Source organism: Nocardia sp. NBC_01329 (genome assembly GCF_035956715.1).
GTDB lineage: Bacteria > Actinomycetota > Actinomycetes > Mycobacteriales > Mycobacteriaceae > Nocardia.
The window spans coordinates 4,831,940-4,852,321 of record NZ_CP108381.1 but is presented as its reverse complement, the minus strand read 5'-3'; the positions used below and the strand labels follow the sequence as shown (position 1 = coordinate 4,852,321).

Annotated in this window: 19 protein-coding genes and 1 tRNA gene; 18 read left to right on the top strand and 2 right to left on the bottom strand. The window is 66.6% G+C overall.

Annotated elements, in window-relative coordinates:
- The first annotated feature begins 20 nt into the window (after positions 1 to 20).
- The 5 genes from eccCa (at position 21) to OG405_RS21955 (ending at position 7,044) form a co-directional block, all read left to right on the top strand.
- A complete protein-coding gene (gene eccCa / locus OG405_RS21975) occupies positions 21 to 4,052 on the top strand; it encodes a type VII secretion protein EccCa (protein WP_327148356.1) in 4,032 nt (1,343 codons plus the stop codon).
- Positions 4,052 to 5,482, top strand: a complete 1,431-nt coding sequence (locus OG405_RS21970; protein WP_327148355.1) for a type VII secretion-associated protein — start codon at positions 4,052 to 4,054, stop codon at positions 5,480 to 5,482. The genes eccCa and OG405_RS21970 overlap by 1 nt, the downstream gene beginning before the upstream one ends.
- A 131-nt stretch (positions 5,483 to 5,613) precedes the next feature.
- A complete protein-coding gene (locus tag OG405_RS21965; RefSeq protein ID WP_327148354.1) occupies positions 5,614 to 5,949 on the top strand; it encodes a WXG100 family type VII secretion target in 336 nt (111 codons plus the stop codon).
- A 47-nt stretch (positions 5,950 to 5,996) separates the two neighbouring features.
- Positions 5,997 to 6,275, top strand: coding sequence for a WXG100 family type VII secretion target (locus OG405_RS21960; protein ID WP_327148353.1), 279 nt, complete (start codon positions 5,997 to 5,999; stop codon positions 6,273 to 6,275).
- 223 nt (positions 6,276 to 6,498) lie between these two features.
- On the top strand, positions 6,499 to 7,044 hold the full coding sequence (locus OG405_RS21955; protein WP_327148352.1) for a hypothetical protein: 546 nt from the start codon (positions 6,499 to 6,501) through the stop codon (positions 7,042 to 7,044).
- Between the two features lie 185 nt (positions 7,045 to 7,229).
- Here OG405_RS21955 and OG405_RS21950 read toward each other — a convergent pair whose 3' ends face one another.
- On the bottom strand, positions 7,230 to 7,916 hold the full coding sequence (locus OG405_RS21950; protein ID WP_327148351.1) for an alpha/beta fold hydrolase: 687 nt from the start codon (positions 7,914 to 7,916) through the stop codon (positions 7,230 to 7,232).
- 235 nt (positions 7,917 to 8,151) lie between these two features.
- On the opposite strand from OG405_RS21950, the gene OG405_RS21945 reads away from it, so the two are divergent.
- The 12 genes from OG405_RS21945 (at position 8,152) to OG405_RS21890 (ending at position 18,012) form a co-directional block, all read left to right on the top strand.
- Positions 8,152 to 8,889, top strand: coding sequence for a lytic transglycosylase domain-containing protein (locus OG405_RS21945; RefSeq protein ID WP_327152443.1), 738 nt, complete (start codon positions 8,152 to 8,154; stop codon positions 8,887 to 8,889).
- 131 nt (positions 8,890 to 9,020) lie between these two features.
- Complete coding sequence (gene eno, locus OG405_RS21940; protein WP_327148350.1) at positions 9,021 to 10,304, top strand: phosphopyruvate hydratase; 1,284 nt, start codon at positions 9,021 to 9,023, stop codon at positions 10,302 to 10,304.
- Between the two features lie 12 nt (positions 10,305 to 10,316).
- On the top strand, positions 10,317 to 10,904 hold the full coding sequence (locus tag OG405_RS21935) for an FtsB family cell division protein (RefSeq protein WP_327148349.1): 588 nt from the start codon (positions 10,317 to 10,319) through the stop codon (positions 10,902 to 10,904).
- Positions 10,901 to 11,422 carry a DUF501 domain-containing protein gene (locus OG405_RS21930; protein WP_327148348.1) on the top strand — a complete coding sequence of 174 codons (522 nt, stop codon included), beginning with the start codon at positions 10,901 to 10,903 and terminating at the stop codon, positions 11,420 to 11,422. Before OG405_RS21935 ends, OG405_RS21930 begins: the two co-directional genes overlap by 4 nt.
- Entirely contained in the window at positions 11,419 to 12,366 is a 948-nt protein-coding gene (locus OG405_RS21925) for a Ppx/GppA phosphatase family protein (RefSeq protein WP_327148347.1), read from the top strand. The genes OG405_RS21930 and OG405_RS21925 overlap by 4 nt, the downstream gene beginning before the upstream one ends.
- A gap of 112 nt (positions 12,367 to 12,478) precedes the next feature.
- Positions 12,479 to 13,933 (top strand): peptide MFS transporter, encoded by a 1,455-nt coding sequence (locus tag OG405_RS21920; RefSeq protein WP_327148346.1) that lies wholly within the window; start codon positions 12,479 to 12,481, stop codon positions 13,931 to 13,933.
- Between the two features lie 40 nt (positions 13,934 to 13,973).
- On the top strand, positions 13,974 to 15,452 hold the full coding sequence (locus tag OG405_RS21915; RefSeq protein WP_327148345.1) for an amino acid permease: 1,479 nt from the start codon (positions 13,974 to 13,976) through the stop codon (positions 15,450 to 15,452).
- Between the two features lie 62 nt (positions 15,453 to 15,514).
- Positions 15,515 to 16,012: a hypothetical protein gene (locus OG405_RS21910; RefSeq protein WP_327148344.1), complete on the top strand. Its 498-nt coding sequence runs from the start codon at positions 15,515 to 15,517 to the stop codon at positions 16,010 to 16,012.
- 57 nt (positions 16,013 to 16,069) lie between these two features.
- Positions 16,070 to 16,143: transfer RNA gene (locus tag OG405_RS21905), tRNA-Leu, on the top strand.
- 201 nt (positions 16,144 to 16,344) lie between these two features.
- Entirely contained in the window at positions 16,345 to 16,542 is a 198-nt protein-coding gene (locus OG405_RS21900; RefSeq protein WP_327148343.1) for a hypothetical protein, read from the top strand.
- Positions 16,539 to 17,207: a HEAT repeat domain-containing protein gene (locus OG405_RS21895; RefSeq protein ID WP_327148342.1), complete on the top strand. Its 669-nt coding sequence runs from the start codon at positions 16,539 to 16,541 to the stop codon at positions 17,205 to 17,207. Before OG405_RS21900 ends, OG405_RS21895 begins: the two co-directional genes overlap by 4 nt.
- Positions 17,208 to 17,394: 187 nt before the next feature.
- Positions 17,395 to 18,012, top strand: coding sequence for a DUF6069 family protein (locus OG405_RS21890; RefSeq protein WP_327148341.1), 618 nt, complete (start codon positions 17,395 to 17,397; stop codon positions 18,010 to 18,012).
- A gap of 77 nt (positions 18,013 to 18,089) precedes the next feature.
- Here OG405_RS21890 and OG405_RS21885 read toward each other — a convergent pair whose 3' ends face one another.
- Positions 18,090 to 19,118, bottom strand: a complete 1,029-nt coding sequence (locus OG405_RS21885) for an NADP-dependent oxidoreductase (RefSeq protein ID WP_327148340.1) — start codon at positions 19,116 to 19,118, stop codon at positions 18,090 to 18,092.
- Positions 19,119 to 19,313: 195 nt separating this feature from the next.
- Here OG405_RS21885 and OG405_RS21880 point away from each other — a divergent pair, with 195 nt between their 5' ends.
- Positions 19,314 to 20,294 (top strand): sulfite exporter TauE/SafE family protein, encoded by a 981-nt coding sequence (locus OG405_RS21880; RefSeq protein WP_327148339.1) that lies wholly within the window; start codon positions 19,314 to 19,316, stop codon positions 20,292 to 20,294.
- Positions 20,295 to 20,382 lie beyond the last annotated feature (88 nt).

Sequence of the window (20,382 nt, the reverse complement as noted above, 5' to 3'; positions counted from 1 at the left end):
CACAAGGGGGATCTCGTTCGATGACCACTGTCCGTTTTCAGCGGCGTGCGCGCCGGGAGGTCCCTCGAACACCCGGCGGTGAGGTCACCTTGCAGCCGCCCCCCGAGATCCCCCGGGTGACCCCGGGAAATCTGCTGGGCAAGCTCATGCCGGTCGTGATGATCATCGGCATGGTCGGGATGATGGCGCTGATGTTCACCCAGGGCGGCGGTATCGCGTCGAACCCGATGTCGCTGATGTTCCCCATGATGATGATGGTCTCGATGGTCGGCATGTTCGCCGGTCAGGGCAACGGGAAAGGTGCCAAGGCCGCGGAGGCCAACGAGGACCGCAAGGACTATCTGCGCTATCTCGATCAAGTTCGCAAGGATGTCGGGGTGACGGCGGCCGAACAGCGGGCCGCGGTGGAGTGGAGTCATCCGGAGCCGGGGCTGATCTGGATGCTCGCGGGCACCTCCCGGATGTGGGAGCGCCGGCCCAGCGACAAGGATTTCTGCCATGTCCGGATCGGGATCGGCGGCCAGCGCCTGGCCACCCGCCTGGTCGCGCCGGAAACCGGCCCGGTGGAGGAACTCGAACCGATCGCCGCGGTCTCCCTGCGCCGCTTCGTCCGTGCGCATTCCACCGTGCCGGATCTGCCCACCGCGGTCGCGGTGAAGGGTTTCGCCACCATCGCCCTCGACGGCGACCGGGCCCAGGCTCGGGACATGGTGCGCGCGATGCTCGTCCAGCTGGTGATGTTCCACGGCCCGGACCAGGTGCTCACCGCGATCGTCTGCGGCCCCGACACCAGCGCGGAATGGGAATGGACCAAATGGCTTCCACACACCCAGCACCCCGACTCCCAGGACGGTGTCGGCACCGAACGCATGTTCTTCGGCTCGATCCGCGAGGCGATGGCCGGGCTCGCCCCGATTCTCGGTAACCGGGTCCGCTATTCCCGTAACCAGCCCACCAATTCCGCCATGGTGCATGTGGTGATCGTGGTGGACGGCGGCCTGCTCGAGGCCGAAGAGGATCAGCTGCGCGAATCCGGATACGAAGGCGTCACCGTGATCGACCTCTGCGGATACGCGCCGCGGCTGGCGGTATCGCGCGGTATCGGTCTGACCATCCGCAACGGGGAATGCCTGGGCCGCGGCGCCAGCGGGAATCAGGAGCGTTTCGCGGTCATCGACCGGCTCAGCCGGGAACAGGCCCAGCAGGTGGCGCGCCGCCTGGCCCCGTATCGGGCGGCGACCCAGCGCAGCAGCGATGTCGAGGTCGCCGAGGGGGAGACCATCAACACCTGGGCTCAGCTGATGAGTCTGGGCGATATCGGTTCCTTCAACCCCGAGAGCGCGTGGCGGCCCCGCTACGGCCGGGAGCGGTTGCGGGTTCCGTTCGGTGTCGGGGCCGACGGTCTGCCCGTGGTCCTCGATATCAAGGAAGCCGCCGAATCCGGGATGGGCCCGCACGGTCTGTGCATCGGCGCCACCGGTTCCGGCAAATCCGAATTCCTGCGCACGCTGGTACTGAGCTTGCTGGCCACGCATTCACCGGATCAGTTGAACCTGGTATTGGTGGACTTCAAAGGTGGTGCCACCTTCCTCGGTCTCGACGGCGTACCGCATGTCGCGGCCGTTATCACCAACCTCGAGGAAGAGGCCGATCTCGTCGACCGTATGCGCGATGCGCTGGCTGGTGAGATGAATCGCCGCCAGGAAGTACTGCGCCAGGCCGGCAATTTCGCGAACGTCTCCGAATACGAGAAGGCGCGGGCCGCCGGCGCCGACCTCGATCCGCTGCCCGCACTGTTCGTGGTACTCGACGAGTTCTCCGAACTTCTCACCCAGCATCCAGATTTCGCGGAACTGTTCGTGATGATCGGACGTCTGGGTCGCTCGCTGCACGTCCATCTACTGCTTGCCTCGCAGCGCCTGGAAGAGGGCAAACTCAAGGGTCTGGAATCGCATCTGTCCTATCGGATCGGCCTGAAGACCTTCTCCGCCAACGAGTCCCGTCAGGTTCTCGGCGTTCCGGATGCCTACAACCTGCCCAACAACCCCGGTGGCGGTTATCTGAAATCGGATTCGGGCGAGATCCAGCGCTTCCAGGCTTCCTACGTCTCCGGTGCGTATGTGGGTGGTGGACCGCAGCGCGATATCGCGGTCGCGACCCGCGCCGGCGAAATCGATATCACCGCACGCCCTTTCCTCGCCAAACATGTCGAATTCAGGGCCGTGGACCGGGTTCCGCTCGCCCCCGAACCTCTCGACGATCCGGAGCCGCTCGTCGAGGACGGCGAACAGATCTCCAATATCGGCATGCTGGTGGCCCGGATCCGCGGCCACGGCCGTCCGGCGCACGAGATCTGGCTGCCACCACTGGACTCCGCCCCGCCACTGGACGAACTGGTCCCGCGCTCGATTCTCACCGGCGAGTACAGCGCGCAGGCCGTTCTGCGCGCCCCGATCGGTCTCGTCGACCGGCCCTACGACCAGCGGCGTGACCCACTGGTCGTCGATCTGTCCGGTGCCCGCGGCAATGTGGCCGTGGTCGGCGGACCGCAGTCGGGCAAATCGACCATGTTGCGCACGCTGATCATGGCGATGTCGCTGACCCACACCGCCGAACAGGTGCAGTTCTACTGCCTGGACTTCGGCGGTGGCACCCTGGCCAGCCTGGAGGGCCTGCCACATGTCGGATCGGTGGCGGGCCGGTTGGATCACGACAAGGTGCGGCGCACCATCGCCGAGATGACCACCATCGTGCGGACCCGTGAACTGCGCTTCCGCCAGCTCGGCATCGAATCGATGTCGGAGTTCCGACGGCTGCGTGCCGGGGAACCGGCGAGCAGTCAGGCGGCCACCGGCGCCCACGAGGATCCTTTCGGTGACGTCTTCCTGGTTATCGATGGATTCGGTTCGATCCGCCAGGATTTCGAACCGCTGGAACAGGCCATCATGAACCTCGCGGTACAGGGCCTGTCCTACGGCGTGCATGTCGTGATCGCGCTCTCGCGCTGGATGGAAGCCCGGCCACAGCTCAAAGACCAGATCGGTACACGCCTCGAATTGCGGCTCGGCGATCCCGCCGATTCCGAGTTCGGCCGTAAGGTCGCTGCGCTGGTACCACAGGGTCGTCCGGGTCGCGGTATGACCCCGGAGAGCCTGCACATGCTCACCGCGCTGCCTCGGGTCGACGGATCCTCCGATCCCGAGGACATCAGTCGCGGTGTCGCCGACGCGGTCGCGCGGCTGCAGCAGGCTACCCCCGGTCGACCGGCCCCACAGGTTCGTATGCTGCCCGAACAGCTCGACCGCGATCAATTCGTCCGCGCGATCGGCCCATGGCAGGGACCGGCGGACCGGCGCAATATCGCGATTCCGATCGGTATCAACGAATCCGAGCTGTCGCCGGTGTTCCTCAATTTCGACGACAATCCGCACTTCCTGATCTTCGGTGACACCGAATGCGGTAAGTCCACTCTGCTGCGCAATATCGTCAGTGGAATCGTCGAATCCAACGCTCGGGACCAAGCCGCGCTCATCCTGGTCGACTTCCGGCGCACCATGCTCGGTTACTTCGATCAGGATCGTTTGGCCGCCTATGCGACCGGCTCCGAAGGTCTGACCACGAATATGCGTGATCTCGCGGCGCTGCTGCGGACCCGGATGCCCGGCCCGAACGTCACCCCGCAGGAACTGCGAGACCGTTCCTGGTGGACGGGCCCGGACCTGTTCGTGATCGTCGACGACTACGACCTGGTCTCCAGCGGATCCAGTGGTAACCCGCTGGCGCAGATTGTCGACTATCTGGCCCACGCCAAGGACATCGGCCTGCATCTGATCATTTCGCGGCGTTCGGGTGGTGCCGGCCGCGCCCTGTACGAGCCGGTGATCTCACGGCTGCGCGACCTGGCCACGCCGGGTCTGATCATGAGCGGCAACCGAGAGGAAGGCGGTCTGCTCGGAAACGTCCGACCCAGCGCCATGCCGCCGGGCCGGGGCACCCTGGTCGGGCGTTCGGGTAACGACCTCGTCCAGACCTCGTGGATGCCGACCCAGTAATGCCGGTCGTCGAGATCGCACTGACCGAGACACGGCTGTGGGCGTGGAGCGCGAACACCCACACCGATCTCACACCATCGGTCGTACCCAGCGGGGACAGCCGCAGTCTGGTGGTCGGGGAGCCCTTGGCACCGCCGTCGATCGCGGTGTCGCCGGTCCAGCTGGTCACCGCCGACCGCATCGCCTACGACCCGGGTATGCCCACGCCGGAGGAGGCATTGTCCGCGGTGTTCGGCCAGACGCTGACCCAGCTGCGGATAACCACGTCGTGTGAGCGACTGACGATCGTCCACCCGACCGAATGGGATCCGCATCGGCTGGCCGTGCTGGAGTCCGCGGCCCGCCCGCACAGCGGCCACGTGACTTTGGAGGCGATCGCGGTCCGGGCGGTCACCGCCGGGCAGCGGATCCGTGATGTGCGCACCGTGGTACTGGAATTCGGTTCGCTGTCGACCACTGCCGCCACGGTGGTCCCCACAGAACACGGTCCCCGGCTCGAATACTGCGAACACGAGCCGGTACTGGCCGCCGCCGAGATCGCGGCGGAAGAAGACGGTGTCGCGCGGTTCGACGCCCTGCTCGAACGGTTACTGCACGGCTGCCGGGTGAGCTCGGTGGTGGTGGTGGGCCGCATCGACGCCGGGTTCCTCGACCGGATCGGCGCGGTGATCGCCGAGCGCTGTGGCGGTGCCGAGCTCCTGGTGGTGGCCGGCGCGGATCTGGTGCGGGGGCGCCGGATCGAGCCCGGCGACCCTCGCCCCACCCTGCCTCCGGCCGATGCCGAAACCGAATGGTTGCAGCCGCTTCGGGAGCGCGCGGCCGCCACCGGACCGCCCCGATCCCGGACTCCGCTCTATCTCGCCGCCGCCGCCGTGCTCGTGGTGGCGGTGGTGGTCGCCGCCGGGGTCGGCATCGCGTGGTTGTCGGGCGGAGATCCCGACGCCGTGGCCGACACACCGAGTACCGCCCGCACGACCCCGACGGCTGCGGCCGAGCATGATCCGGGCCCGGTGACCCTGGGCGCCCTGCGCCTGACGATCCCGGGTGGCTGGCGAGTGAAGGACCCGGCCGCCGCCGCGGATAGACGCCTCGAGTTGGTGCCGGATACCGGGCAGCGCGCACGTATCACGGTGACTCAACAGCCGGTGGCATCCGATGTGGGCTACGAACAGATCGCCGCCGCCCTGGAAGCTCAGATCGCCCGGCGCCCAGCGGGATCCGTGTCGCCGATCCGTCGCGACGTGGTGTTCGCCGGCCGTCCCGGCCTGGCATATTCCGAGCATCCAGAGGACGGATCCACCGTTGACTGGCATGTTATCGTCGAGCACAGCATCCAGATCAGTATCGGATGCCAGTATCAGACAGGGGGGCAGGACTCGATCACACCTATCTGTGAAGACCTCGCGAACTCGCTGGATGTCAGTCCATGACTCCGGTCGGGACTTTTTCCGAAATGCGATGGAACCGATTGGGCAGGGATCGCGTCCAATCTTCATGAAGGCAAGTTCGGACCGTTTGCGGACGCAGGGGGTCCGGATCCGAACTCGATTAAGGAGATACCGTGGCGAACCCCAACGTCACTACCGACGTAGCGGCAATGGAGACAGCTGCCAAGCACGTCGAGAACGTGAATTCGCAGCTGCAGACCGAAATCGGCAATGTGCGCAATATCGTTGCCGGTTCCGCGGGGAACTGGGAAGGTTCTGCCGCCGGCACCTTCCGCAAGGTGATGGACGATTACGATTCGCAGTCCCGCAAACTGCACGACGTCCTCGCGGAGATCGGAACCCTCATCCGTGAAAACGGCAAGGGGTACTCGGCCACCGAGCAGGCGAACCAGGATGCCCTGAGTTCGCTCGGTTCCTCGTCCGAACTCGGCTCCAGCCTGAATATCTGAACGTCCTCGGTTCACGAGAGTCTTAGGAGTTTGTTTCTATGTCGCAGATGAAGTATTCGGAAGCCCAGCTGATGGCGATGACCGGCGACCTCCGTACGTCGAAGGGCCGGTTGACCGAAACCCATGACGAGCTGCAGGGCTACGTCAACGCACTGGCCGCCGAATGGGAGTCCGGTGCCCGGGATGCCTACCGTCTCAAGCAGGCTCGGTGGGACGAGGCCCACAACGGCCTGCTCGACATCATGGAGCGTCTCGCCAAGACTGTTGAAGACGGTGCCGTCGAGATGACGACCACCGATAAGCTGAACGCGTCGCGCTGGGCCTGATCCGGTAGGCCGACCGGATGCAGCTCGAAACAACGATTGTGCCCCGAGATCAGATTCTCGAGGCACAATCGTTTTCTTTTGTCTCAGGCTAGTTGAGTGCTTCAGCTGGCCGCTCCGTACTCAACCGCTGACCTCGGGACTTGTGTCGAGCCACGATAGTTGGCGCCTGGCCATGCTGGTGGGCATCGCCCTCGCTCATCTATGCCAAGACCCGAGGGTGGATATGACCGACGTCGCGCGTGCGATCGCGGCTGCGACTTCGGTCGCCGCATCGTTCGACCTGCCGGCCAACGATGCAATCGTTCTCCACAACTCGAACAAGCTCGCACTGCGGCTGGCGCCAAGCGACGTCTTTGCCCGGGTCGCCCCTGTGGGACAAGAGGTTGCGCAGTTCGAAGTCGATCTCGCTCAGCGGCTCACCGCGGTCGGATGCCCGGTGTGTCCCTTGGAGCCTCGGGCGGACCCGCGTGTGTACACGCGCGATGGCTTCGCAGTGACGCTGTGGACCTACTACGAGCCCGTGACACCTCACGCCTCACCAGTCGACTACGCCAAGGCGCTGGAGCAGCTGCACGCCGGCATGCGCGAGGTCGATGTGCCGAGCCCGAGGTTCACGGACCGGATCACGGAGGCGGAAGAAGTTGTCGCCGAACCGGATCGCTCGCCGGAGCTCACCGACGCGGACCGCGTGTTCCTCAGCGGCAGGCCAGCAAGCCTGCGACGAGCGATCGACGACTGCGGCGCCGTGGACCCGTCGGCGATCGCGTAGGGTATCGCCACCCGGACAGGGTGACTGTCACACGCCGACCGGCAAAGCACCCGGACGCCGCGTCACATCACAACAGGGCAAACGTTTCCTGATCCGGCACTAGATCTCAGCAGTAGATACTGTGCCGTGGCCCTGTCGGATGCGGATACCGCTCGAATCCAGCGACAGAAGTTCGCGGCAGTGGTTCAGGCCCCGGCCGCGAATTCTTCGATGATCTGCGTCAGCGACACTGAATCCTGCAGCATCGGCAGGTGTCCGGTCGGCACCTCACGGCGGAATTTCGGGTTGAGTTCGGCGGCATACTTCCGCTGCGACGCGATGGAGAACTCGCGGTCGGCCGTGGTCGTGACGTATCCGCTGCGGGCCGGAAGTGTGCGCGGCGACACGCTGTCTCGATAGAGGCGCTGCGATTCCGGTTCGAAGTCCGAAACGATGCGCGCGATATCGGCGGCGCCGAGCCCTGCGCATAACCCGGAACGAATCATCTTCTCGGGTGGTCGTGTTCCGGTGAGCCGCATGATCAGGCCGACGACAAAGCGGTGTGGCACAGGCAGCGCGCCGAGGAACGACGTCCCAGCGGCGGGCACCGAAGCGGCGATGCCGAGCAGGCCGGCGACACGCTCGGGTGCGATTGCCGTGATCTCGCTGGCTACGACGCCGCCGACCGAGTGAGCCACAATCGTGAACGGCCCATCGGGTGCTTGTGCCAGAGCGGTGTCGGCATAGTCGTGGAGGGTCGCGTCGCCCTGCTTCGGGTAGACAGCGACTGCCGATTCAACGGGCAGGGCCGCCCGAACGTCTTCCCAAATCCAGGCTGGAAGCCCGGCACCGCTGAGAAAAAGGATAGGTGTTGTGTGCGGTCTGGTGTTCAAAGCGCTCCTCGGACGGCTCGGCTGCGCTCGAAACAGTAACCAGCTGGTCCGACACAAACGGCGGATAGCAGATGGGGGTATATGAATCGTGGGTGAACTGCCGGGAGTCGGGTCACGTTGCCCATCTCGGCGAGTTCCTCATGCGCCGGATGCGGCTCCGCGGTGAATCGACCGGGGAGACTGTGATCTGCGTCGCGCCACGGTCCGTGCGGTGGGATCGGGCCTGTCGGTCTGGATGATGGAGTATGTGCGTTCCCGCAGGTTCGGCCTCGTCGCCGTTTCGTTGATTGCTCTACTGCTCACCGGGTGTGGGGTAGGCGAGGATCTGGTGCCCATACCCGAGGGCATCCCGCCCGGCCCCGGTGTTCCCGTTCCCGTGATCGATCTCGATGCCCCGGGCCGGACCGCGGCTCAGCTCAACGCGTGGGCGGCCGAGCAGGCCGGGGCGCTGGAGATCCCGGTGGCCGCGCTGGAGGCGTACGGGTACGCGGCGGCGGTGCTGGCGCGGGCTCGGCCGGATTGCGGGATCGGCTGGACGACGCTGGCGGGGATCGGGAGTGTGGAGAGCGATCACGGCCGGCACCGCGGGGCCGAAGTGGGTGACGACGGTTTGGTGGAGCCGTCGATCATCGGGATTCCGCTGGACGGGGCGCCGGGGGTCGCGGAGATCAGGGATACCGACGAGGGCCGGCTCGATGGGGACCGGGTATTCGATCGGGCGGTGGGACCGATGCAGTTCATTCCGGAGACCTGGCGTAGATGGGGAGTCGACGCGAACGGCGACGGGGTCGCCGATCCGCACAGTATCGACGACGCGGCGCTCACCGCGGGGAGGTATCTGTGCGTGAGCGGCGGGACCCTGCTCACCGCGGCGGGCTGGAGCCGCGCGCTGTTCGTCTACAACCGGTCGGAGGCTTATATGGAGGCCGTCCGGGACCGGGCCGCGGCCTACAGTGTCGGTCGCCGTGTCTGAGGTGGCGCCGGAACCGCGGTGGGCGCTGCGGGGCGGCGGATGGACTGGCCGCAACCGGGCCTATTAGGCTCGCAACCGCACGGCTCGTCCCCGATATCAACCGTGCCAGCAGCCGAAGGAGTGTTGTTTTCGTGGCCATCATCGAACAGGTCGGAGCTCGCGAGATCCTGGATTCGCGCGGTAACCCCACCGTCGAGGTCGAGATCGCCCTCGACGACGGCACCCTGACCCGCGCCGCGGTGCCCTCCGGTGCCTCCACCGGCGAGCACGAGGCCGTGGAACTCCGCGACGGCGGAGAGCGCTACAACGGCAAGGGTGTGCAGAAAGCTGTCGAGGGGGTGCTCGATGAGATCGCCCCGGCCGTGATCGGCCTGGACGCCGTCGAACAGCGCACCGTCGACCAGGCGCTACTCGATCTCGACGGGACGCCGGACAAATCGCGGCTCGGTGCGAACGCACTGCTGGGTGTCTCCCTGGCGGTGGCGCGGGCGGCAGCGGAGTCCTCGGGTCTGGAACTGTTCCGCTATCTCGGCGGACCCAACGCCCATGTACTGCCGGTGCCGATGATGAACATCCTCAACGGTGGTGCGCACGCCGATACCGGTGTGGATGTGCAGGAGTTCATGGTGGCGCCGATCGGCGCGCCGACCTTCAAGGAATCGCTGCGCTGGGGCGCGGAGGTCTATCACGCGCTCAAGGCGGTGCTGAAGGAGAAGGGCCTGGCCACCGGTCTGGGTGACGAGGGCGGCTTCGCGCCCGATGTCGCCGGCACCAAGGAGGCGCTGGACCTGATCAGCGTCGCGATCGGCAAGACCGGACTGAAGCTGGGCCGGGATGTGGCGCTCGCCCTGGATGTCGCGGCGACCGAGTTCTACAGAGACGGCGCTTACCAGTTCGAGGGCTCTGCCCGCTCGGCCGCCGAGATGACGAAGTTCTACGCCGAACTGAAGGCCGCCTACCCGCTGGTGTCCATCGAGGACCCGCTGTCGGAGGACGATTGGGACGGCTGGGTCGCGCTGACCGACGAGATCGGCGACAAGGTGCAACTGGTCGGCGACGATCTGTTCGTCACCAACCCCGAACGCCTCGAGGACGGTATCGCCAGGGGCGCGGCCAACGCGCTGCTGGTGAAGGTCAACCAGATCGGCACCCTCACCGAGACCCTGGACGCGGTCGAACTGGCGCACCGCAACGGGTACAAGACCATGATGTCGCACCGGTCGGGTGAAACCGAGGACACCACCATCGCCGATCTCGCCGTCGCCGTCGGCAGCGGTCAGATCAAGACCGGCGCCCCGGCGCGGAGCGAGCGGGTGGCCAAGTACAACCAGCTGCTGCGGATCGAGGATGCCCTCGGCGATTCGGCCCGCTACGCCGGTGATGTCGCCTTCCCCAGGTTCACCTTCGAGGACTGAGGGCCGAGGTAGATGACGGAGCGGCGTGCGCGCGGTACCAGCCCCGCGAGCCGGGGCGACCGCCGCACGTCGCGCGCGCCGTCGCGCGGGCCCGCCGCCGAAGTACACGGCGGCGCGGAGCGGGTGCGGCGCACCACGCGTCGGGCCCGGGCCGGGCAGGAGGGTGCGCGGGACTGGTCGGAACGGACCATTCTGGGGTTGTCCGCCGGTAAGGCGATCATCCTCGCCATGGTGGTGTGCGCGCTGGCGATGACGCTGGCCGTCCCCATGCGCACCTACTTCACCCAGCGCGCCGAAGCCGATCAGCTCGCGGCCGAACGCCGCACGCTCGAGGACGATATCGCCCGGCTGAAGGACCGCCGTTCCCAGCAGGAGGATCCGGCCTACATCCGTTCCGAGGCACGCGACCGATTGCGGTTGGTGATGCCCGGCGAAACTCCCTATATCGTGCAGGTCCCGGGGATCGAAGTGCCCGCCATCCCGGATCCGCAGGCACCCCGGCACCAACCCGATCCGTGGTACACGGATCTGTGGCGGAGTATTTCCGAACCACCCCCCGAAATCGAAGCACCCGCGCCACAGCCGGAAGGATCCAGGTGAGCACACCCGACGACCGAGATCTGCAGATCGTCGCCGAACAACTCGGCCGCGAACCACGCGGGGTGCTCGCCATCGCCTACCGGACGCCGGACGGCCTGCCCGCGGTGGTGAAGACCGCGCCGAAACTTCCCGACGGCACACCGTTCCCCACTCTCTACTACCTCACCGATCCCCGGCTGACCGCGGAAGCCAGCCGACTGGAGTCCGCGGGTGTGATGAAGGGGATGACCGAACGGCTCGACCGCGATACCGAACTCGCCGCCGCCTATCGCGGCGCGCACGAGAGCTATCTGGCCGAACGGGACGAGATCGAATCGCTGGGTACCGATTTCAGCGGTGGCGGGATGCCGGACCGGGTGAAATGCTTGCATGTGCTGATCGCGCACGCGCTGGCCAAGGGGCCGGGAGTCAATCCGCTCGGCGACGAGGCGGTGGCGCTGGCGGCCGCGAACGGGCTGCGCGGCAGCGCGATCCCGGCGGACTGGCCGGAATACGCCGAGAAGGAGGCACCACTGTGACCGACAGGGTCGCTGCTGTGGACTGTGGCACCAATTCGATCCGCCTGCTGATCGCCGATATCGGCGCGGATTCGACCCTGACCGATGTGCATCGGGAGATGCGGATCGTGCGTCTGGGCAAAGGTGTGGACGCGACCGGGCAGTTGAACCCGGAAGCGATCGAGCGGACCCGGGTCGCGCTCGCCGATTATGTGACGCTCATGCTCGAGCACGGGGTGAGCCGGGTGCGGATGGTCGCCACCTCCGCCACCCGCGACGCGTCGAACCGGGAGGATTTCTTCGCGATGACCCGGGCCGAACTCGGCCGGGTGGTGCCGGGCGCGACGGCCGAGGTGATCACCGGTGACGAGGAGGCGCGTCTGTCGTTCACCGGCGCGGTCGGGGAACTGTCGGCGGCGGACGGGCCGTTCGTCGTGGTCGATCTGGGTGGTGGCTCCACCGAGCTCGTGGTCGGCGACAGCGGCGGAGTCCGTGCGGCGTTCTCCGCTGATATCGGTTGTGTACGGGTCACCGAGCGATGCCTGCGCGGAAACCCGCCGGAGGTGGCCGAAGTCGCCGCGGCCCGCGAATTCGCGACCGAACGGCTCACCGAGGCCTTCACCCATGTCCCGGTGGACGGTGCGCATACCTGGGTCGGGGTGGCGGGCACGATGACCACGCTCGCGGCCGTCGCACTGGACCTGCCGGAATACGATTCGGCGAAAACCCATTTGGCGAGGATCGGCCTGCCTCAGCTGAACGCGGTCTGTGATCGGCTGATCGCGATGGACCACGATGAGCGCGCCGCCTTGGGGCCCATGCATCCGGGGCGCGTCGACGTCATCGGCGGCGGCGCGGTGATCACCGAGGTGCTGGCCGCGGAGCTGGCCCGGCGGGCCGGAATCGGCGAACTGGTGGTCAGCGAACACGACATCCTGGACGGGATCGCTCTGTCGATCGCCTGACCGAAGGACCGGGGCCCGGGTTGTTGTCGGGGTTCCGGGTATTCGTTGAGCCGCGGTATCGGTTCTGTGCGGTATCCCACGCACCCGGCCGCGTGCGTGGGACAGTCTGAGGATGTCCGAAGCAACAGACGTCGTCGGCCGGACCTTCTTCGGCCATCCGATCGGACTCGTCAACCTGTTCGGTGTCGAACTGTGGGAGCGTTTCTCCTTCTACGGGATGCTCACGATCCTGGGCTACTACCTGTACTACTCGGCCACCGACGGTGGTCTCGGTATGGATCAGGATGTCGCCATCGGCCTGGTCGGCTCCTACGGCGGTCTGGTCTATCTCTCCACGATCATCGGCGGCTGGGTCTCCGACCGGTTGGTCGGGATGGAGCGGACCGTCTTCTACGGCGGTGTCGTGGTGATGGCCGGGCATATCGCGCTCGCGCTGATCCCCGGGCTGACCGGGGTGGGGGTGGGGCTGGTGCTGGTCGCACTGGGCGCCGGGGCGTTGAAATCGAATGCGTCCGCGCTGCTGGGCACCCTGTACCCGAGAGGTGATCCGCGCGTCGACGGCGGTTTCACCCTGTTCTATTTCGGTATCAACCTCGGTGCCTTCGTCGGGCCATTGCTCACCGGGCTGTTGCAGGAGGAGTGGGGTTTCCACGCCGGCTTCGGCGCGGCGGCGGTCGGGATGGCGCTCGGACTGATCCAGTACGTGGCGTTCCGGCGCAACCTCGGCACCGCCGGGCGCGCACCCACCGATCCGCTGCCGCGCCGGGCCTACGGTCCGGTCGCCGGGATGGCGGCCGCCGCGATCCTGGTGATCGTCCTGGTGGTGGTGACCGGTCTGGTCACTGTGGACAACCTGCCCGATGTGACCACCGCGCTGATCGTCGTCGCCGCGGCGGCGTACTTCGCCGTGCTGCTCACCCATCGCCGGGTGAGCCCGCTCGAACGCAGCCGGGTGCGGGCGTTCCTGCCGCTGTTCCTGGCCAATGTGGTGTTCTGGGCGCTGTTCCAGCAGATCTTCACCGTGCTCGCCGTCTATTCCGACGAGCGGATGGACTGGAACATATTCGGCTGGACCGCGCCGTCGAACTGGATCGGTTCGGTGGAGCCGGTGTGGATCATCACCTTGTCGCCGCTGTTCGCGCTGTTGTGGACCAGGCTGGGGGAGCGGGCGCCCAGTACGCCGCGCAAATTCGCGCTCGGTGTTGCCGGGATGGGAGTGGCGTTCCTGCTGTTCGTCCCGCTGGCCGGGACCACGGGCCGTTCGGTGCCCGCTCTGGCGGTGCTGTTCATCATGGCGGTGTTCGCCGTCTCGGAGCTGCTCATCTCTCCGATCGGCCTGGCGGTGAGCACTCAGCTCGCGCCCGAGCACTTCCGCGCGCAGATGATGGCCCTCTATTTCCTGTCCCTCGCGCTGGGCACCACATTGTCGGGTGTGCTGGCGCGTTTCTATTCACCTGATGACGAGTTCGCCTACTTCGGGATCACCGGTCTGGTGGCGATCGCGGCGGGTGCGGTGATTGCCGCCCTGTCGCCGTGGATAACCCGATATATGTCGGGCGTGCACTAGCGTTCCCGATACTCGCGCCGGAATCCCCGAGGAGGCCGCAGTGACGACGCCTACCAGTCGCAGTTCGCTGTTCCGTACCAAATCCGTGGAGCAATCGCTGCGCGATACCGAAGAGCCCGGAAAGAAACTGCGCAAAGATCTCACCTCCTGGGACCTGGCGATCTTCGGTGTGGCTGTCGTCATCGGCGCCGGTATCTTCACCCTCACCGCCCGGACGGCCGGGAACGTCGCCGGGCCCGCTGTATCGCTGGCCTTCGTCTTCGCCGCCATCGCCTGCGGTCTCACCGCGCTCTGCTACGCGGAGTTCGCCTCGACGGTCCCGGTAGCCGGCAGCGCCTACACCTTCTCCTACGCGACCTTCGGTGAGCTGGCCGCCTGGATCATCGGCTGGGACCTGATACTGGAGTTCGCGCTCGCCGCGGCAGTGGTCGCCAAGGGTTGGTCGCAATATCTCGGCCAGGTGTTCGATCGCGGCGCCGCGGTGGTGGAGATCGGCGGAGTCACCTTCGACTGGGGGGCGGTACTGCTGATCGCGGTGCTCACCGTTCTGCTCGCGCTGGGGACCAAGCTCTCCTCCCGTGTCTCGATGATCGCCGTGGCCATCAAGGTCGGGGTGATCCTGCTGGTGATCGTGGTCGGCCTGACCTTCTTCGACTCCGACAACCTGACCCCGTTCCTTCCGGAATCGGTGCCGGGCGACGGAGGACAGGGTCTCACCCAGTCGCTGTTCTCCTGGGTGACCGGGGCCGGTAGCAGCAACTTCGGCTGGTACGGCCTGCTGGCCGCGGCCAGTCTGGTGTTCTTCGCGTTCATCGGCTTCGACGTGGTCGCCACGGCCGCCGAGGAGACCAAGAATCCGCAGCGTGACCTGCCGCGCGGCATCCTCGGTTCGCTGATCGCGGTCACCATCCTCTACGTCGCGGTTTCCATTGTGCTGACCGGCATGGTCCCGTACACCGATCTGGCGGGCGACGATGCGACCCTGGCGACCGCTTTCGCGCTGAACGGTGCCACGTGGGCCAAAAACATCATCTCCGTCGGCGCGCTGGCCGGTCTGACCACCGTTGTCATGGTGATGCTGCTCGGCCAGACCCGGGTGCTGTTCGCCATGTCCCGTGACGGTCTCGTCCCGCGGAAACTCGCCCGGACCGGTAAGCGGGGCACTCCGGTGCGGATCACTGTCATCGTCGGCATCGTCTGCGCGCTCCTGGCAGGTTTCGTGGAGTTCGGGACGCTCGAGGAGATGGTGAACATCGGCACCCTGTTCGCCTTCCTGCTGGTCTCCATCGGGGTCGTGATCCTGCGCCGCACCCGTCCCGATCTGCCGCGCGGATTCCGGGTACCGCTGGTCCCGTATGTGCCGATCCTCGCGGTGCTGTCCTGCCTGTGGTTGATGGTGAATCTTTCGGTCGAGACCTGGCTGCGTTTCGTAATCTGGATGCTGCTCGGTTTGGTGATGTACTTCGCATACGGCCGACGGCATGCGCTGGTCGGTAGGTCCTCTTCCGAACAGGGGTGATCGCGATGGGTCTGTCGTGGCGGTGGTTCCGGCGCCGGGAGATACAGCCCTTTCATCAACCGGTGCTGCGGGATGCTTCGGGCACGGAACTGGTGGTGGACTGGATCGACGCGGTGACCACCGGCCTGGCCACCGCGCCACCCGGGCCGCCCGAGGCCGCGCCCGCCCGGGTCTGCGACGGTATGTTCACCGCGGCGACCATCGTCGCGGTGCTGATCGAGAAGATCGCCGACCGGACCGAGTACCGGGTCGCCAACAACCGCTGCATGGCCTCGGCGGTCGATTTCATGAAAGTTCTCGGGGAGGACACGCTGCGCCGCTACCGTATCGACGGGGTGCAGCCGGTGGGCTGGGAGAACATGGGCACCGAGATGGACGAGATGGCGATCACCCGCCGGCTCGGTCAGCTGGGTGAGGCCCTGCAACTGGCATTACTGGCGGTGACCACGGACTACGAATTATCCGACGAGGTGCGCGAGGCGGCGGAGGAGTCGGGTTTGCTGGCAGCCGACGTTCTGGTCGAGGCATGTCAGGCTATTCGGACAGATCCCACAGTGTGACTCCCACTCACGGGTATTCCGGTACGGGTGTACGAGTCGGTAGTGTGTGGTCCGCACGCCCCCATAGCCCAATTGGCAGAGGCAGCGGACTTAAAATCCGCCAAGTGTGGGTTCGAGTCCCACTGGGGGCACTGCTGTGCCGCAGGTAGATTGTTGTTTCCTTCGGCCGCGTCGGTGTCCGGACCCTGCTCGGTCCGCAGCGAGTCCGCAGCAGCCAGCGCGCCCCATGCATCGAGTCCGCCGCCGCGGGCAGCCAGATGCGGGGCGGAGTCGAGCGCCTCGACTGTGCGCTGGCACAGGGTTGCCTGCGATACCCCGAATGCTTCGGCGACTTGGTCGATGGGCTGCTTGCTCGGGTACGCCGGCTGCGTCCGAATTGCTCGCCGAAGCGGAAAAGCGAGCTGCAGGCGAAGATCAACAACGGAACCATCACCTCGAACGACCTGCCGGGAGAGATCCAGTCGGAGTTCCCGGGCGAGTTCAAGGGCAAGACGCTCAATGACACCAGGAAGGAATGTGGGATCGAGTGACCACAGAGGAGGGGGCGACGGGTGAAAGCTCCTGGTCGGAGGCACTGTCGGCCGAAGAGATGCGCGGACGCCTCGCGGGTCTGTCGACGGCGGAGCTCGTGGCCAGGTGGTCGGCCGGTGACGAGTACGACGACTACTACGAGGCGGTCGCCCGAGAGCTGTACGAACAGGGCGAACCGGGTATCGAGGTGCTCACCCAAGAGCTGGCCGGCCGACGGGTTCCACAGCTTCGCGCAGCGCTCACGGTCTTGGCGATGCACCAGGGCAGCGAGGTGGCGTTCGTCGAGAAGGTCAAGTTGCTGGCAGGTGATTCCGAACCGGTGATAGCTGGGGATGCAATCAGGCTTCTGGGCTCCCTCGGTATCACCGAACTGGGAGAACGGATCCGCGGAATGGGTGACCACCCGTCGCCGTTCGTGCGAGCCAGCGTCCTGGACTATCTCGCTCGGGCGGAGCCGGAGTCGGCGTATCCGGCGTTGGTGCAAGGCCTTCGCGATAGCGATTACGTCGTGCGTGAGACCGCCGTCGACGCGCTCGATGACCTCGACTCGACGGAGTCGATCTCCGCGATCGAGCCGCTGTTGGAAGATCCTCATGAGGATGTCCGCCTGGCCGCGCGGACGGCTGTGGACAATTTGCGCGATCGGGCCGGCTCCGCCGGCTGAATGGCGGTGCGATCGCCTCGATCGGGAGATGTGAGGCACGCATCGGATGCCTTCGATGGATGATCAGCGTCTACATCGCAAGGCTCAACTCGCCTTCCGGTCGCGGACCTATGGGTACTGTCTCGATGGGCGACATGCGTGCCCGATTCGGGTGGGTCGTCTCGGTCATAAGGGGTACCTTCCCCCTATGACGGAACCGCCGCACAACTATGGGCGCCAGGACCCCCGCCGCGAGGGTTACCCGCCCACCCAGGCCTACTCCCAGCAGCAGGGTCGCGCGCCGCAGCAGTCGGAGTACGGTCATCAGCCCGAATACGGCCACCAGCCCGACTACGGGTACGAATCGGACCGGCCCGAACCGCGGTCGAACGAGCCGAAGATCAACCTCGGGCGCCTGTGGGCGGGCGGGGTCGGCACGGCCATCGTGGTAGCGCTGGTGATCGTCGTGCTGATCATGCTGGTGCGCGGCATTCTGAACATCTCGGTTCTCTCGCCGGAGGGGGCGGGTGCGTACGGAACCGTGTCGACCACGTCCTACGCCGTGGCCGGTGGTGCGGCCGCGATCGCGGCGACCGGGCTGTTGAATCTGCTGCTGGCTCTCATGCCGAGCCCGATGCAGTTCTTCTACTGGATCACCGGGCTGGTCACCGCGCTGGCGACGCTGGTCCCGTTCACCCTGGTCGCCGGGGTGGACGCGAAGATCGCGACGGCCGTGATCAACCTGATCGCGGGACTGTGCATCATGTCGCTGCTCGGTGGCGTCGGGTCCGGTGCGATCATCCGGCGGCCGCAGTCGCAGTACTGACCTGTCGGCCGCGCCGGGTGGCGGTCCCCGGCCGATGGTCGACCCGGGCCGCTCGGTGATGCCGCCGGACCGGTGATTCAGGTGCGCTCGGGATGTACTCGGACGAGCTGCTTTCCGAGGTTGTGCCCGTCGAACAGCCGCTGGAGGGCGGCGGGAGCCTCGGTGAGACCGGTGGCGATGTCCTCCGCCCAGTGCAGGTCGCCTGCCGTGACCCAGCCCGCGAGCTGGGTCAGCGCGGCGGGGAAGTCCGCGTGATGGTCGTAGAAGACGAAACCTTCCATGCGGGCGCGGCGAAAGGCCAGCTGCATGTAGTTGGCCGGGCCGACGCCGTAGCCGGCGGCCGTGTAGCCGGAGGAGATGGAACCGCACAGCGCGATCCGAGCGTGCAGGGCCAGATGATCTAGCGCGTTCTCCAGCAGAATGCCGCCGACATTGTCGAAGACCGCAGTGAGGCCGTCCGGGGCGAACCTGTGTAATGCGGTCGGGATATCGTCGTCGCGATAGTTCACGCAGGTGTCGAAACCGGCGGTCTCGCGAACCCATGCCACCTTCTCCGCCGACCCCGCGGTCCCGATCACGCGCGCACCGCGCAGCCGCGCGATCTGACCGGCCAGCGACCCGACGCTACCGGCGGCGCCGGTGACCAGCACCGAGTCCGATTCCGCTACTTCCAGCACGCGAGTGATCCCCATATAGGCGGTCAGACCACTCACCCCGAAGACGGTGAGCATATGGCGGGGGTCGATCCCCGGGGGCACCGGATTCACACCGAACAGGCCCGCGCGGCGCGCCACAGCGTACTCCTGCCAGCCGAGCTCTCCGTAGACCCAACGGCCCTCCGGTAGCGCCGGGTCGCGCGAGGCGACCACTCGGCCGACCCCGCTGCCGCGCATCACTTCACCCACAGCGACCGGATTCGTATAGGTCGTCACGGGGTTCAACCAGGTGCGCTGGGTGGCGTCGACACCGAGCCACTCCACCCGGACGAGGGCCTCGCCGTTTTCCAATATCGGAAAGGGACTACGCTTTTCGGCAAAGGTGCCGGTGGTTATCCCGGTGGCGGGCCGTTCGCGGAGAACGATCTGGCGGAAGGTCCGGTCGGTCATAGCGGCCAGTGTTCAGCAGAGACCCGGCGGATGTCGCCTTCATTTTCTCTCCTCCGGGTTCTCTCCTCCGGGCGCTGTACCGGCTGTCGTTCGGCAGGCCGGCAGTATTGCGTTCACGGTGATCGCAACCCGTGTCAACCGGCGGACCGGGCCGTAGCCTCGGAATTTCCGGTCCAGGTTCGGGGAGCACACCGCATGATCAAATTACTGATTTTCACCCTTGTGGGTATCGGCGCGCAGATCGTCGACGGTACGCTCGGGATGGCCTTCGGTGTCACCGCGACGACACTGCTCGTCCTCAGTGGTACGGGGGCCGCGCATGCGAGCGCGGCGGTCCATTTCGCCGAGGTCGCCACCACCCTGGCCTCCGGCGCCTCACACTGGCGGTTCGGCAATATCGACTGGAAGGTCGTGCTGCGGCTCGGTGTGCCCGGCGGTGTCGGTGCTTTCCTCGGCGCGACCGTACTGTCCCGGATCTCGACCGAATCGGCTGCGCCCATCACCGCCGGCATCCTGCTCGCGATCGGGGTGTTCCTGGTTGTCCGGTTCTCATCGCGGCCGCCGGTGGAATTTGCGGCCTCGGAGAAGACCGCCCATTCCGCGAAATTCCTGACCCCGCTGGGACTGTTCGGCGGTTTCATCGACGCCAGCGGTGGCGGCGGCTGGGGTCCGGTCACCACCAGCACCCTGCTGACCACCGGCCGCAGCGCACCGCGCACGGTGATCGGTTCGGTGAGCGCTTCGGAGTTCATCGTCTCGGCCTCCGCCAGCGTCGGCTTCCTGCTGGGGCTCGGCTCGGATTTCTTCGACAACCTGGTGATCATCGCGGGCCTGGCACTCGGCGGTGTGATCGCCGCTCCGCTCGCGGCGTGGCTGGTCAGCCGTATCACCCCCGGCGTGCTCGGCACCGGAGTCGGCGGTCTGCTGGTACTCACCAACGCTCGTTCGCTGTTCAAGTATTTCGATATCGAAGGCGCGCCCCGCACGATCGGCTATGTGCTGATAGTCGTGGTCGCGGTGGGTCTCACCGTCCTCGCCTGGCGGAAGTCCCGGGCCGCGACGGCTGCCGAACCCGCGGCCGCGCCCACCGCGACCACGGGGCCGGACGCTGCCGGTACCGAGCCCGAATCCGCCGGTGAAGGCTCAGCGGATGCGACGCAGGTACCGGTCGGATAGCAGGTGATTGCCCGGTTTCGTCCGCCCCCCGATGGGCGGTGTGACCGCAGAGTGAGGAACAGCGTCCGGCCGCCCGGACATCGAGTCC